At 61.7% G+C, this 13697-nt stretch carries 17 protein-coding genes; 10 read left to right on the top strand and 7 right to left on the bottom strand.

Annotated features, from left to right (window positions below):
- The first annotated feature begins 36 nt into the window (after positions 1-36).
- From IWY39_RS10990 to IWY39_RS11015, 6 genes are all read left to right on the top strand, one after another.
- Complete coding sequence (locus tag IWY39_RS10990) at positions 37-1056, top strand: hypothetical protein (protein WP_196871466.1); 1020 nt, start codon at positions 37-39, stop codon at positions 1054-1056.
- Between the two features lie 789 nt (positions 1057-1845).
- On the top strand, positions 1846-1992 hold the full coding sequence (yhhA, locus tag IWY39_RS10995; protein WP_196871467.1) for a YhhA family cyclophane-containing RiPP: 147 nt from the start codon (positions 1846-1848) through the stop codon (positions 1990-1992).
- Positions 1989-3143 carry a cyclophane-forming radical SAM/SPASM peptide maturase YhhB gene (gene yhhB, locus IWY39_RS11000; RefSeq protein ID WP_331274473.1) on the top strand — a complete coding sequence of 385 codons (1155 nt, stop codon included), beginning with the start codon at positions 1989-1991 and terminating at the stop codon, positions 3141-3143. The genes yhhA (IWY39_RS10995) and yhhB overlap by 4 nt, the downstream gene beginning before the upstream one ends.
- Positions 3144-3157: 14 nt before the next feature.
- Positions 3158-3331 carry a YhhA family cyclophane-containing RiPP gene (yhhA, locus tag IWY39_RS11005; protein WP_196871468.1) on the top strand — a complete coding sequence of 58 codons (174 nt, stop codon included), beginning with the start codon at positions 3158-3160 and terminating at the stop codon, positions 3329-3331.
- Positions 3332-3356: 25 nt separating this feature from the next.
- Positions 3357-3929 carry a cyclophane-containing peptide 2OG-Fe(II) oxygenase YhhC gene (gene yhhC / locus IWY39_RS11010; RefSeq protein WP_231377513.1) on the top strand — a complete coding sequence of 191 codons (573 nt, stop codon included), beginning with the start codon at positions 3357-3359 and terminating at the stop codon, positions 3927-3929.
- On the top strand, positions 3922-4725 hold the full coding sequence (locus IWY39_RS11015; protein WP_196871469.1) for an aKG-HExxH-type peptide beta-hydroxylase: 804 nt from the start codon (positions 3922-3924) through the stop codon (positions 4723-4725). The genes yhhC and IWY39_RS11015 overlap by 8 nt, the downstream gene beginning before the upstream one ends.
- Positions 4726-4746: 21 nt before the next feature.
- Here IWY39_RS11015 and IWY39_RS11020 read toward each other — a convergent pair whose 3' ends face one another.
- Both IWY39_RS11020 and IWY39_RS11025 read right to left on the bottom strand, forming a co-directional pair.
- Positions 4747-5499 carry a hypothetical protein gene (locus tag IWY39_RS11020; RefSeq protein WP_196871470.1) on the bottom strand — a complete coding sequence of 251 codons (753 nt, stop codon included), beginning with the start codon at positions 5497-5499 and terminating at the stop codon, positions 4747-4749.
- Positions 5496-6857 (bottom strand): AAA family ATPase, encoded by a 1362-nt coding sequence (locus IWY39_RS11025; RefSeq protein ID WP_196871471.1) that lies wholly within the window; start codon positions 6855-6857, stop codon positions 5496-5498. Before IWY39_RS11025 ends, IWY39_RS11020 begins: the two co-directional genes overlap by 4 nt.
- Before the next feature lie 812 nt (positions 6858-7669).
- Here IWY39_RS11025 and IWY39_RS11030 point away from each other — a divergent pair.
- From IWY39_RS11030 to IWY39_RS11040, 3 genes are read left to right on the top strand one after another with little or no spacing between them, the layout of a single operon-like run.
- Positions 7670-8092 (top strand): thermonuclease family protein, encoded by a 423-nt coding sequence (locus tag IWY39_RS11030; protein ID WP_196871472.1) that lies wholly within the window; start codon positions 7670-7672, stop codon positions 8090-8092.
- Entirely contained in the window at positions 8092-8292 is a 201-nt protein-coding gene (locus tag IWY39_RS11035) for a DUF5818 domain-containing protein (protein ID WP_196871473.1), read from the top strand. The genes IWY39_RS11030 and IWY39_RS11035 overlap by 1 nt, the downstream gene beginning before the upstream one ends.
- The gene (locus IWY39_RS11040; protein WP_196871474.1) at positions 8289-8474 is read left to right on the top strand and encodes a DUF6961 family protein; all 186 of its coding nucleotides are present in this window, start codon (positions 8289-8291) and stop codon (positions 8472-8474) included. Before IWY39_RS11035 ends, IWY39_RS11040 begins: the two co-directional genes overlap by 4 nt.
- 14 nt (positions 8475-8488) lie before the next feature.
- Here the strand turns inward: IWY39_RS11040 and IWY39_RS11045 are convergent, their stop codons facing one another.
- The 3 genes from IWY39_RS11045 to IWY39_RS11055 are packed head-to-tail and all read right to left on the bottom strand — an operon-like array spanning position 8489 to position 10673.
- Entirely contained in the window at positions 8489-9103 is a 615-nt protein-coding gene (locus IWY39_RS11045) for a GntR family transcriptional regulator (protein ID WP_196871475.1), read from the bottom strand.
- Positions 9100-10029, bottom strand: a complete 930-nt coding sequence (locus tag IWY39_RS11050) for a phytanoyl-CoA dioxygenase family protein (RefSeq protein WP_196871476.1) — start codon at positions 10027-10029, stop codon at positions 9100-9102. Before IWY39_RS11050 ends, IWY39_RS11045 begins: the two co-directional genes overlap by 4 nt.
- A complete protein-coding gene (locus IWY39_RS11055; protein WP_331274474.1) occupies positions 10026-10673 on the bottom strand; it encodes an acyl-homoserine-lactone synthase in 648 nt (215 codons plus the stop codon). The genes IWY39_RS11050 and IWY39_RS11055 overlap by 4 nt, the downstream gene beginning before the upstream one ends.
- Before the next feature lie 185 nt (positions 10674-10858).
- On the opposite strand from IWY39_RS11055, the gene IWY39_RS11060 reads away from it, so the two are divergent.
- Positions 10859-11134 (top strand): HU family DNA-binding protein, encoded by a 276-nt coding sequence (locus IWY39_RS11060; RefSeq protein WP_196871477.1) that lies wholly within the window; start codon positions 10859-10861, stop codon positions 11132-11134.
- 39 nt (positions 11135-11173) lie between these two features.
- Here the strand turns inward: IWY39_RS11060 and IWY39_RS11065 are convergent, their stop codons facing one another.
- Both IWY39_RS11065 and IWY39_RS11070 read right to left on the bottom strand, forming a co-directional pair.
- The gene (locus IWY39_RS11065) at positions 11174-11605 is read right to left on the bottom strand and encodes a CopG family transcriptional regulator (RefSeq protein WP_196871478.1); all 432 of its coding nucleotides are present in this window, start codon (positions 11603-11605) and stop codon (positions 11174-11176) included.
- Complete coding sequence (locus tag IWY39_RS11070) at positions 11602-13680, bottom strand: conjugal transfer protein TraG (RefSeq protein ID WP_196871479.1); 2079 nt, start codon at positions 13678-13680, stop codon at positions 11602-11604. The genes IWY39_RS11065 and IWY39_RS11070 overlap by 4 nt, the downstream gene beginning before the upstream one ends.
- Between the last annotated feature and the right edge of the window lie 17 nt (positions 13681-13697).

Here is a 13697-nt window from a genome sequence, read left to right on the forward strand (position 1 = left end):
CTCGGCCAAAACTGGCTGAACGAGGTTGCAGTCGACATGATGCTCGCTGGCATGGACGCGATAGATGCGGGGCGTCGGCCGTCGGCGTGGCCCGCGTGCCTGCCGCCAGCTCGGCGCGCGCTGCTTGAGCAGCGTACCGGCCTGCGCTCCAAGCTTTCGAGCCTGTTGCGCGAATATCGCAGGCTGTCCGTGGCCGAGCGACCGGACGTGCGTGCGGCCATCCTTCGGCAGACCGAATTGCCGAACGTGTTCAGCGACAATGCCCCGTGCCCGACTCTCGCTTCGCTCCCGCCCTCAGTGCGCGCGCCGGCGAGCGCGCTCGCGACCTATCTCTTCGGGCAGTTGTCGAGCCTAAAGGAGGGCGACGGCTTCTTGCGCGACAATCAATATGGGGTCATCTACGCGAGCAAGATTAGATTTTGTCCGTTCTGCGGGCTTAATTATTTCCGTGCGCCCGGAGCGCCGCGGCATGCGCTCGACCATCTGCTGCCGATTTCCGTTTATCCGTTCGCTGCCGCCGACCTGCGCAATCTACCGCCGGCCTGCGACGAGTGTAATTCAACGTACAAGCGTGGCATCGACATATTGACCGGCCTAGGCGGGCTGCGCCGCCGCTGCTCAGATCCCTATGTCGGACCGACCTATCGCATCAGCTTGGCAGGCAGCGAATTCTTCAAGGGCAACACGGTTGGCGGTTTTGTCCTGCCGCGGTGGGATATTGCAATGATCGGCGACGAACAGGACCGGGCCGAGACATGGAATACAGTCTATCAGATCAAGGTGCGCTATGCGCGTGATATCCTCGATGCCGACTTCCTCAGTTGGATTACGCATTACAGTGGCTGGTTTCTGGTCGAGAAGGGACGCGGCCATGATTCCGATGCGGTCGCAGCTGAGATTCCCCGCTATATTGAGGGCGTAGTTCAGGATGGCTATGCGGATCGCGCATTTCTCAAGGCCGAAGCCTTCGGGCTGCTCAACCGCGCCTGCAGGGACCCAGGGATCGGTGAAGATGTTCGCCACTGGCTATGGTGCTTCGTCGAATACGCGCAGTGATGTTGCGCATAGTCGGCGTGTGCCGATCACGGACGCCACGATCTGTGCGCAAAGCGGATGGAGCCCGTGATTCTGTTCCGTGTCGTTAGGCCGCGACCTTGCTCGCTGTCGCGCAACGTCAGCCCGCAGTTGATCAGGAGCTTGATTGCCGCCTAAGCAACTTTCACCTCGGCCTAGCTAACAATGCGGTCTAGGCAAAGGAGTGGTGAATTTCGGCAAAATACACAGAGCCCGTAAAGCTGATCGCGCGACAGGAGGTTACCGGCTGCGATGGGCAGGGCCTTCGACAAACCCGCCATTAACGATCGTACGGGGAGCGGCAGCTCTCGCGAGGTATGGACATTCAGTGGTTGCGAGCCCCCATCCGCTGCAGGTCGTGCAGTCCGACGGCCCTATTTCACCGGGTTTCTGATTCTGCTTGGCGGGCGGCATCGCCCGCTCGCCGAACAATCGGGGCATGCCGAGATCATATCATCCATTGCCATCACACTTCTCTTGCTGCCTCTCAAGTCGATAGCGCGCTTTGCTATGTCGCCGTCGCTAGTCTCATATTTGCTTTTCCACGCCTTAGTCATGCGAGATCGACCGATCGAGCCACATTTTCTAAATACAATGCTATATTCTACAATGGGAATTTCTATTATATCTTACAAAATCTATATCTATATTAATAAATAATCAGATTTTATTTTATTATAATAACTCGCAGACGATAATCGACTTTCACAATAAATTCTGTCAGTCATCTTCATAAGATGCTATGATAGGCGATAGCGAAGGAGACAGGCGATGGACAGTAAGGTATTGACGACCCCGGCGGCGCTCGATCTCCCCATCGACAGCGCGGCGCTGCGCCGACTGATCGACGAAGTGGCAGGCGGCCAGTGTTCCGCGATGCGGGGATATAACCGTACCCACAACCGACATAATCGGTGACTTTGGCCGATAGCGGCAACGACCTGCGGAAGCTTGACACCGTTCTTCTCAAAGTCGCGAGCCGGTGCAATCTTGATTGCGGCTATTGCTACGTTTACCATATGGGTGACGAGGCTTGGCGCGATCAGCCCAAGCTGATGTCGCAGCGTGTCGTCTACAAGGTCGCCGAGGCGCTCGGCGCCCAATATCGGCACCAGCAAACGCCATTCAGCGTGGTCCTGCATGGCGGCGAACCGCTGATGCTCGGAGCCGCTCGGCTTGATGCACTGTGCAAGGCATTGCGATCGGCGTTGCCGCACCCCTGCGGCCTGCACGTGCAGACCAACGGCCTGCTCCTTACCGACGAGATCATTGACGTCCTTGTTGCGTATGATGTCGGCATTTCCGTCAGCATCGATGGTCCGGCTGACGTCCATGATCGCTTCCGCGTTGATCATCGCGATCGCGGGTCGCACGCACGCGTTGCGCAAGGCATTGCCCGGGTCACCGCCCGCACCGATGCCCGACCGCTCTTCGCCGGCGTGCTCGCGGTCATCGATCCGACCAGCGATCCTGCCGACGTCTATGCGGAGCTCAAGGCGACCGGTTCTCCAAGCATCGACGTACTTGTGCGCGACGGCAACTGGCATCGGCTGCCGTTCGGCAAGGCATCGCCCGGCTCCACGGAATATGGTGACTGGCTGTCGCGCATGCTTGGCGTCTATCTAACCGACCCCACCCCTCCGCGCGTGCGTCTTTTGGACGACATGATGCGGCTGCTGCTCGGCGGCTCAGCCCAGAAGGAGGGTGTCGGCACCACCGATTATGGCATCCTCGTGATCGAGCCCGACGGCCGGATCGACAAGAATGACACGCTTAAGGTCGCCCATGCCGCCGCTGACCAGTTCGACCGCCCTTGGTCGATCCTGCGCGATGCACTCGAGACATTTCTCGATAGTCCGGCCTATAACCGATATTATAGCCAGCAGAACGATTTGAGCCCGACGTGCCTCAGCTGCCCCGACCTGACGGTGTGCGGCGGCGGCATGGTCGCCCATCGCTGGAGCGAAACAAGCGGCTTCGACAATCCGACCATCTTCTGCGCCGACCAGCGCCGCCTCATAGCAAATATGCGTGGCGTGCTCGCGCAAATTTCGGCAAAGGCCGCTTGACTAAGGACATCTTGATGCTTGAACGCCCCCTGGACACGAACCGCACCGAGGCAGATTGCCCGCACCTGGAACTCGACCTGATCGACAGCGTCGCGCTGCAGCGTCTTATCGACGAGGTTCGCAGCGATCCGACCCATATTGTCGACGCGACCGCCTATAACCGGACCTATCATCGCCATAATCGATAGGCCGGTAGAACCGATCGCACACACCATGCAGATCACCGAACGGGCGACGGCGCCCTTTTCCTATTTCCTCGCCCGGAATTGTGTTTCGGCGGACGTTGGCGAAGCACTTCTCGACTGGTTCGAGAGCGATGCGCCGTGGCGGCTCGTCTCGCAGGATTTCTACGATCAATATGAGTTCAGCCTGTTCGACGCTCGGCTGCCCGCCGCCGCCGCCATACTGGTCGCTCCCGACACACTGGCATATCTGCGGCGTCGGATCGAGGCCGAGTTTGGCGAGGCGCTGAGCGAGACCATGGAGATCGTCGCGCACAAGCTCGTCGCTGGCCAACGCATCGGAATCCACAACGACTTTCTGCCGGGACACGAGACGCACCGGTTGACGGTGCAGCTCAACCGCGGCCTTGCCGACGCCGATGGCGGTCACATGATGCTGTTCAACAGCGACGATGCCACCGATGTCCACCGGATCTTGCGGCCAGTTAGCCGCACCGGGCTCGGCTTTGCGATTGGCCCCACGTCGCATCACGCGGTTTCGAAAATGCATGGCGGCGAGCGCTTCACCCTCGTTTATTCCTTCCATGCCAATGGGCGTGGCTGACGCGCCAATCTGGTCGCCCGGACTTGCCGCCCGGCTCGCGCGGGGGTTTCGCCGCGCCCCCACCGCCAGCACCGAGTTACTGGCCCATGAAGGTCGCTATGGGAGCTGGGCATGGCTGACCGAGGGCGCCGCCGAAGGGCGCTACACGTCCCCCGCGAGCCACCTTAAGCGTGCACGTTTTGAACTGCTCCCGCAAGAAGGCCGACGGCGCTATGAGGCGATCGGTCTCGCTATCTCCCCGCACCTGCCCCGCGCCGACGAGATCGCACTCGTTGACGAAGCGATCGAGCAGCTTCTTCCGGCGCCCGGCTTGATCGACGCGGTCGACGCACTAGTTCGCAGCATTCACAAGCTCGATAGCGAGGGACCTGGCTATGATGTAAGCCATTCGGATCCCGAGCTGCCGTTCTCGATCTTCCTGACCCTGCCGGTCGGCGAGACCGATGCGGCACTGCGCGTCGCAGAAGCGCTCCTGCACGAGACGATGCATCTCCAACTGACTCTGATGGAGCGGCTCCGTCCACTGGTCGCCGATCCGGCGGCGACCACCCATTCGCCTTGGCAGGGCAAGGCCCGACCGCTACAGGGCCTGATCCACGGCCTGTTCGTCTTTCGGGCGATCGACGAGTGGCTCGCAACATTGCAGACTGCAGACCCTGCCCTCGACGACCATCCTTACGCCGACCGGCGGCGGCTGGAGATTGCGGACGAGATTGCGAGCATCGAGAACTTCACCGCCTCGTCCGCGCTGACGCCGCGCGGGCAGCGCTTCGCAAGGATGCTGCTCGCCCGCTAACTCATTCGTCTGCCTGATAGGTCAGGCCGCCAGCGCATCCTGCGCCATCGCGCTGAACTTCGCGGTCGGGAGGACCGCAGCGGCAAGATAGGTCTGTGCCTCGAGAATGACCGCTTCGACATCAGGCGACGTTGCTTGTAGCGCCGCAACGTGCCGCAACGTCTCGAGCCGCTTAAAATGTTCGAGCCGGGCTTCGATCAGCGGGAGCCGGTTGAGGCCGCAAAAGTCGACCGTGGCGACGCCTTCATCGGTGTCGCCCACCGCAATTTCGTTGTTGAAAAAAATATGGTCGCGCGGATCGGCGGGCCCGGCAGGGTTGAGGATCAGCGGCGCTTCGCCCGTGAGATCGCCACTGTGATGGCGCACCCTTGTGATCGGATTACGTAGCGGGAAGAAGTTCTTCTTGTGGCTGCGGTTACACACTTGACAGCAATAAAATAGATTGTCCCATGCATAGCCGCGCCAATAATAGCCCGGATAAACCTTGGGCTTCTTACGGCCCTGCTGCGAATATTTCTTCGGGCGATAATGTTCGACGTCGGCGGCGGCATTGGCTTCGAACATGCCCTCGCAGAAACAGCATTTGCTGTGTTGGGCATCGCGCAGCACATCCTTAACGTCGGCATGCCCGTAATTAGCGGAGAGGATGTCGAAGGTTACGTCGCCCTGGTCATAGCGCGCCCGGTCGGCATCGTGCGCGGCGCAATGCCCGGAAGTAAGACCGGCGAATTCGGCGAGCCTGGCGGGAGCGTCCGGCTTGGCGACGAGGATCATGACGCTTTGCCGGACTCCACGAGCGCGGCGGCGCGACGGATGATGTCCATCGCCTTTTCGTCCTCGGCGCGCTCGGCGGTGGGCAGTCCATGGACCTCGGCATTGAGCCGGGCGAGTTCGACACGTTCCGCGTCAGTCGGCTTCTTTTTGCGCGCAAGTTCGGTGCGGCGCAAGAGCATGGTCTCGACCGGTTGCGGGCGAGCCGACGACAGCCCGAACAATTCGCTAGTGAGAATTTGGTCGAGCCGCCAGCTTTTGACGACCGACGGGTCGCTGACGATCCGCGCCTCGCCGTCATCATCGTGGAGTACCGCGAGATTGGTCTCGAGCGCATCCTGCGCCATGAGCGGGCTGTGCGCGGTGGCGATGAATTGCACCGCCGGAAAATGCTGGGTGAGATGCGCGCGCATCGCGCGCTGCCATTGCGGGTGGAGATGGAGGTCAATCTCGTCGACAATCACGATCGCCGGCTCGACCAGCGGATTGGTGCAGTCGGGATAGTGGTTGAGCAGCCGCCAGGCGATATCGGCAGTCCATGCAAGCACGGTCTGGTAGCCGAGGCTGAGGTTTCCCATCGGCACGGTGCCGAACGGGGTCTTGATCCAGATGCCGCCATCCTCATCCGCCGATCCGGGCAGGCGCGGCCCTCTTATGTCGATCGCGTCGGGTCCGTCGATATAGGGCAGAATCTCGGAAAGCATCGCCTTCAAGCTCGCCAGTTGCTCTTTGGCATTGGGCCGCTTCTTGAGCCGAAGATAATCGAGCCGCGACAGGCTTTCCTCAGGATCGAACAGTTCGGCGGCGGCATCGAATAGCGAATCGGTCGCACCGTCCGAGACCCGTTCGAGGTTGCCGGCACCGCGATGCCGCCCCGCGCCATAAGCAAGTACGAGCGGTTCGACGGCCTTGCCTTCGAAACTGGCTTCCGGATTGACGCCGCGGATGCGCCCTTTAGAGCGCGTGATCTCGACTGAGGTGCTGATCGCGCGCCGTTTGCGCCGGCTAGCACCGTCGAAGGTGACGCCTGCAACGAGTTCGGCGCTCAGACGCGCCGTACCGTCGGTGCCCGAGCGGGTCAGGGCTTGGAGGATCGCATTGTCCTCCTCGCGCACTAGTTCGGGTTCGACTGGCTGGGCAAGGCTATCCCCCTCGTCGGGCATCTCGTTGAGAACCGGGCGCATGCGCGCGAGGCACTGAAGCAGGGTGGTCTTGCCGACGCCATTGTCGCCGAGGATCAGGGTCCATTGCGCGGGACGGCCGTGCTCGTCGAGCAGGTCGAGGCACTGGGGCGCGCCGAACGACCGGATATTCTCCAGCACGAGGCGCGTGAAATAGACGGGCTGGCTCGAACGACGCATCTCATGTCTCAGCGATAAAACGGCACGCGGGCGATGCCCGGACGGACCATGAGATTATGGCCAGGCCTTTCCGGGCGCAACCGCTCATGTGGTTCGCCGGCACCCAATCCTCATCAAACTTTGATCCGATCAGCTGGCGCCAGGTCGAAGCGCATGCCCGCGAGCACCCGCAAGGCTTTACCCTCGCCCGCGTCGGCACGATCCTTTCGGGCGGGCTTCGCGCTGGGCGATTGGCGAGTTGTATCACAAACTGCCGTTCTAAGCGCGATCGGCGAATGACGCATCTTGGTCGCCTGCTGCCAGGGGCGGCGCACCGCTGGCCTTATTGAAATCGATCGCCGCTTTTTGGGACAGACCTGCCGTTATTAATGCATCTGATGAACAGCAGGCTTGGGGCAAAGCGTGATCGCTGCCAAGGAGCATCCTCCGACAATCCCTGACACCCGCCAAATGATGCTGCGTCTGTGACTGGAACCCAAAAAACTTTGAGTGATGCACATGGTCAGCTTGGCCGAACAAACTGCTGCGTCCTGCGATCTCGTGCAATCGGCGGCATGGTGGCTGTGCAACTTGGCACAGCCGCGCTAGCGTCGCCGTTTGAGCAATCGGGAACAGGTATGAACGGATATGTGCGTTTGGAAACGGCGGACGGTGATTTCGTGGTCGTCAATGTCGATCGGGTAAGTTTCGTGCGGCGCTTCCGCGGTGAAACGACACCAGTGCGGTCAATTTCGAGAAGGGCAATTATATCGTTGTCAAAGGCAGTCTCGACAGCGTCATGACCATCCTGGCCGAAGGCTGAAGCGAGGCTCATGCTTGCCGTCCTATCCGCAGTCGTTCTGGCATCCGGGCAGGCCTTTGCCTGTACGCCGACCCATGTCTGGGACGGGGACGGCCCTATCTGGTGTGCCGAAGGTCCGAAGATACGGTTGGCCGGTATCGCCGCACGCGAGATGGACAGCACATGCAAACAGGGGCACCCCTGTCCCAAGGCATCGGCTATTGCAGCACGGGACCGGCTGGTGCGCCTGCTGGGCGGCGCGAAAGGCAAGGCGCGGAGCGGCCATATTCTTGTATCGGCGCCCACCTTGCGCTGCGTGTCGAGTGGATCGGCGCGGGGCGGTCGCACAGGGGCATGGTGCAATCTGCCGGGCATGGGCGACATAAGCTGCGCCATGATCAGGTCAGGTACCGTCTTGCGCTGGGACCGTTATGCGCGGGGACATTGCCGCTGATGCCGAGAGGAACGCGCCACGAACTGACCGGCATTCTTCTGGAAGGCGACTTCTATCCGGTGTTGCGTGTTGCTGATGGAGGAGAGTGGCGACTGGACATCACCAAGACATGGCGACCTCTCCTTGGCAAACGCGTCACAATCATCGGCGTGCGTGACGGTTTCGATCTGATTTCGGTCGAACGGCTCACCCTGGCATGACGCGCGATCAGATTTTGTGGGGGGCGGTGTCCATGCTGATGGAGCAGCATGGTGAGTACGCACCGCGCAAGGTGGCCGAACGGATCGGTTCCCTCGCTTTTGAGGGAGACATGGCTGGCGTGGCGCTATGGAAAGACATTGCACGCCGGATGGACATGATGATGCGATCACGCGCTCAATAGCCGGTCCATTACACTCAAGGCACTGGGGGCAATGTTCGCAGCAAGCGTATATAGGTGGCGAGCCGACCTTTTCGCCGGGCATGAAACTGACGGACATGCTTTGCAAATGCTGAGGCAGTCGCAGCCTCGGCCGCCGATTCTAGCTCGGCCAATTCTTCACGCGTGTTTCCAATCACGCGTTCATCCAGCTGGCGCATGGCGTGGAGCCGGTCATTGGCGCTTTCGACAGCGCGTGTGAACTCGCTATTGCCGTGCCTCAAGGCCAGACGGCAAAAGAGACGCGCGGTCCGTTCAGGCACATCCGATGCATCATGATCCAAAACCGCGACACTGCTGATAGATAATCGTGGCTTGCGGATGGCCAGAAGGGCAAGTGCAGCGTTCCAGTCGAGCAGGTCACGCAACATACTCTCGTCGAGCGACGGCACGTAGAAGCCGCCTCCTGCGATGGCTTCGACCAGTCCTTCCCCTGTCAGCCGATTGAGAACGTCCCGGACAGGCGTGATGCTGACATGCATGTCATCGGCAAGCCGGGCAGCCTCCAGACGCTGCCCGGGACGAAATCCGCCATCGATCAGGCGCTGCTTGAGCGTCTGGTAGCTGCGCTCGAGAATCTGCGCGGGACTCACCCGCTCTTGCCCGCACCATTGTCTTCCAGCCAGGGCCTGTCGTTCCCTGGCACCTGTCGGCTAAGGTAATGATCGACCAGATCCATCTGGTCGGGCCGGAGCGCATCGATCGCGGCAATATGCGCCGGTATCTCGTCCCTGAGCAGGATCGAGGGACATTGCCCCTCATAATTGCCCAGATTGGGGCGATGCTGGGCATATCCCACCAATGCGGCCAGCGTTGGCGAGAAGGTTCGCGCAACCGGGGGCGGATAGGCAAGCCAGGGATTCTCATAGGGCTTGAGCCAGCCCAGCGAATAGCCGGTGACGATCGCGCGGCGAACGTCACCCGTTACGTTTCCACCCGCGCCGTGCAGCGTGGAACCCAGGAACAGGATCGCGGACCCAGGCAGACAGGTCGCCGCGATCGGCTCGTCATAATCCTGCCGGGCCATGCCGGCCGCACCATGGCTTGCAGGATAGAGTTGGGTCGCGCCATTGTCCGCCGTGAACGGGGTGATCGGCCACATGACATTGAGCAGATATTCATGCGCGCCCTTGGCACCTTGCCACATGTCGTGATCGCGATGCGGCAGCTGCGTCAGGGCACCAGGATGGATTTCGATGGCCTGGGCGACATTGAGCTGGATCCGGTCGCACGCGCTGCCCAATATCTCCTGCGCGATGGCGACGATGAGCGGATCTTCCACCAGGAGTGCCATATGGCGGCTGCGACGCAGCAGACCGCCAAAACGCTTGGTCCGTTCGCCATAAAAGCCGCCCTGGCAAAACGGCGTCGCCTCGAAGATGGGTGACAGGTCCTGCTCCAGTGCCTCGATCGTCGAAGGCGAATAGAGGTTCGGTATGATGCAGAAGCCGTCGCGCAGGAGGCGACCGGTCCAATATTGCACCGCGGCGAGATGATCGATCGTTTCGAGCGGATTCATGACAGCATGTCTCCCGCGCGCGCCAATGGTTCCAAGTCGCTACCGATCAGGGCGAAGCGGATCGGCTCGTACACGCCGCCCGCGCGCAGCTTGTCGATGGTGGTATGATCGATACGAATATGGAGGCCCACCAACAGGTCACGGCCATGACGCACCGATGGTCCGAGCGCCCGGCAATCCCAGCCGAACCGCGAAATCTGGTCAAACCAGGCCTGCTCGGCGACGCCAGTATAGTCGGTAATGCCATGTCGGATGGCGTGGTCGGCCAGCGTGCTCACCAACTGATTGCGAGCGCTGCGCCGCTCGACCGATCGCTGATGCCGGTCGAGACAGAAGCGCGTAATTTCCCGGACGGTTGGCCCGGTCGGGACAATGCCAGCACAAAGATAGGGATAGAGATGCCCCAATATATGTTCGCCCTGCGTACACAGGAGGCGCGCGGAGGCGCGATGGACATGATCGGGGCCAAGCAGGATCAAATATTGCGCGTCCGGCGTATCGAACTGGTCCACCTCGAAACGGTCGGCAAGAACAGGCAGATCCCAGCCCAGAAGGTCGATGAAGACCTCCTTGCGGGCAGCAAACATCGCACGCATGGCGGCGCTTTCGCGCGCGCCATGACCGGCATCGGTCATTTCCATCATGGCAGGCTCCCTTGAGTAAGGCCCGGCAAGGACAGCAGATGCGCCTTGGCGCTCCCATACCAAGAAATGGGGGTGCGCCCTGGTCGGGCGCTACGCCAGCGCCGCCGACTGCCCGATTTTGCTCGACGATGGCACGCGAAATTGGCAACCGTTTCCGCCCAAGACACTTAGGAAAGGCTGCACCCATGAACTCTTCCGAACTCATCGACGCGGTGGCGAGCGCGACCGGCACTACCAAGGCGGACGCCAAGAAAATCATCGACGCCACCTTCGGCGCGATCGGCGATGCCGTCGGCAAGGGCGAGGAAGTCGCCGTCAACGGTTTCGGCAAGTTCAAGCTCAAGCTCAATGCTGCGCGCGAGGGCAAGAATCCGCGGACCGGCGAACCCCTATCGATCCCGGCCTCCAAGGGGCTTGGCTTCTCCGCTGCCAAAGCGGTCAAGGATAAGCTGAACGGCTGATACAACCGCCGACGGCCCCATCGGCCGTCGGCTTCTACCCTAGGTTCGATCGGGTTCGTCACCGCCTAAGTCCTGCCCGATCTCGTCGATCAGGCGCGGACCTGCCTCCATGCGGTTGGCCAGCGCCTCCACATAGCCTGTCCAACGGATATTGGCGTCCGCGAGCGCGGCGCGCCGCGCTTCCTGCGGCAATGCCGGGTTCTGTAGCATCCACGCATGCACGAACAGGGCGAGCGCTTCGCCATTCAGCGCATTTTGCCATCCCTGCCGCTGCATCTCCCGATTCAGGCGATCGAGACGCCGTCCGATCGCTGCTTCAAGCCGATCGGAGCCGTCGGCCGACAGGAAGGAAGCAAGCGCCGCCTCGACGACAAGCGCCTGGGGCTTGCGCTTTCGCCGCGCATAGTCCGCCATCTGCATCGAAATCTCTGGCGATAGGCGGATCGTGTGCTTGATCTTGAGCCCGCTCATAGTTCCACTCCATCGTCAGGATCGAGCGAGGCCTGCCGCGCGGCACGGTGCATGCGTTTCATCGCCCGCGCGCGGGCCGCATCATTGTCATCGTCGCTTTCGTGGAATTCGAACTCGGCCCTTGCGGACGGACGCGGGGGTATGATCTCCTCTTGCTCGGGAAGATCGGGTTCCCGGCGGATTCCGGCATTGGCAGTGTCCGCCTGCGACGACCCGTCTGCAGGATTTTGGTCCATCGTCCCACCGGCACCGGAGATTTGCATGCCATTTGCCGACGGTGCTAATGACGGGGGGACGGACGAGGGCGGTACTGGCGAGAGAGGCTTGGCAACAGGCGCCTCGATGGGGACGCATTCGCTCCAGTCATCGGACGGCGGCTTGCCTTTGTCGGGTGTCCTGGCCTCGGGTGGCGGCAACAAGCGCACCGTAAAGCGCTTGTCCTCGAAATAGCGGGCCTTGGTAGCGCGCAGCGGCGGCATGCCCGACACCATCACGATTTCTTCGCTGGGCGGCAGCTGCATGACCTCGCCAGGGGTCAGCAGCGGCCGCGGCGTTTCGGTGCGCGAGACCATCAGATGCCCCAACCAGGGCGAGAGGCGATGACCGGCATAGTTTTTCATCGCGCGCATTTCGGTCGCCGTCCCCAGGCTATCGGAAATGCGCTTGGCCGTCCGTTCGTCATTGGTGGCGAAGGCGACGCGGACATGGCAATTGTCGAGGATCGCGTTGTTGGGGCCATAGGCCTTTTCGATCTGGTTGAGGCTCTGGGCGATCAGGAAGGCCTTGAGGCCATAGCCCGCCATGAAGGCGAGCGCGCTTTCGAAGAAATCGAGCCGCCCGAGCGCCGGAAATTCGTCAAGCATCAGCAGGACCCGGTGGCGCTTGGCGTCGGGCTTCAGTTCCTCGGTCAGCCGACGGCCGATCTGGTTGAGGATCAGGCGGATGAGCGGCTTGGTCCGGCTGATGTCCGAAGGCGGCACCACCAGATAGAGGCTCGTTGCGCGCGCGCCTTCGACCAGATCGGCGATACGCCAGTCGCATTGCCGGGTGACATGGGCGACCACGGGGTCGCGATAGAGGCCCAGGAACGACATGGCGGTCGAAAGCACACCGGACCGTTCATTCTCGCTCTTGTTCAGCAGTTCGCGCGCCGCGCTGGCGACGACCGGATGCACGCCAGCTTCGCCCAGATGCCGCGTCGTCATCATCGCGCGCAACGTGTTATCGATCGTGCGTCTGGGGTCGGACAGGAAGGCGGCGACCCCGCCCAGCGTCTTGTCACTCTCGGCGTAGAGGACGTGGAGGATCGCACCAACCAACAGCGCATGGCTCGTCTTCTCCCAATGGTTGCGGCGTTCGAGCGAGCCTTCGGGATCGACCAGCACGTCGGCGACATTCTGGACGTCGCGCACTTCCCACTGCCCGCGCCGCACTTCGAGCAGCGGATTATAGGCGGCCGACGCGCTGCTGGTCGGATCGAACAGCAGCACACGGCCATGGCGTGCGCGAAAGCCCGATGATATTTGCCAGTTCTCGCCCTTGATGTCGTGAATGACGCAGCTGCCCGGCCAGGTCAGCAATGTGGGCACGACAAGGCCAACGCCCTTGCCACTGCGGGTCGGCGCGAAGCACAGAACATGCTCCGGGCCGTCATGGCGCAGATAGTCCGGACCAAACCTGCCGAGCACGACCCCCTCATCCTTGAGCAGGCCGGCTTGCGCGATATCGGCAGGCAGAGCCCAGCGCGCCGATCCATAGGTTTCTGCGGTGCGCGCTTCACGCGCACGCCAGACCGACATGCCAACCGCGACCGCTATCGCCGCGAACCCACCCGAGGCGGCGACATAGGCCCCGCGCTCGAAGATATGGGGCGCATAGGCGTCATAGCTGAACCACCACCAGAAGAAGGCGGGCGGCAGATAGATGGGATGGTCGCCGATACTGAACCAGGGTGGCCCGAGCGCGGGTTGATAGCCAAGGCTGGCCGCGGTCCATTGGGTCGCGCCCCAGATGGCCATCAGCACGACCAGGCCGACGAGCAACAACTGGCCCCAGAGTATGCGTGTGCCCGACATCGTCGTCACTCCTTTTA

It is taken from the genome of Sphingobium sp. JAI105 (genome assembly GCF_015752145.1).
GTDB classification, from domain to species: domain Bacteria; phylum Pseudomonadota; class Alphaproteobacteria; order Sphingomonadales; family Sphingomonadaceae; genus Sphingobium; species Sphingobium xenophagum.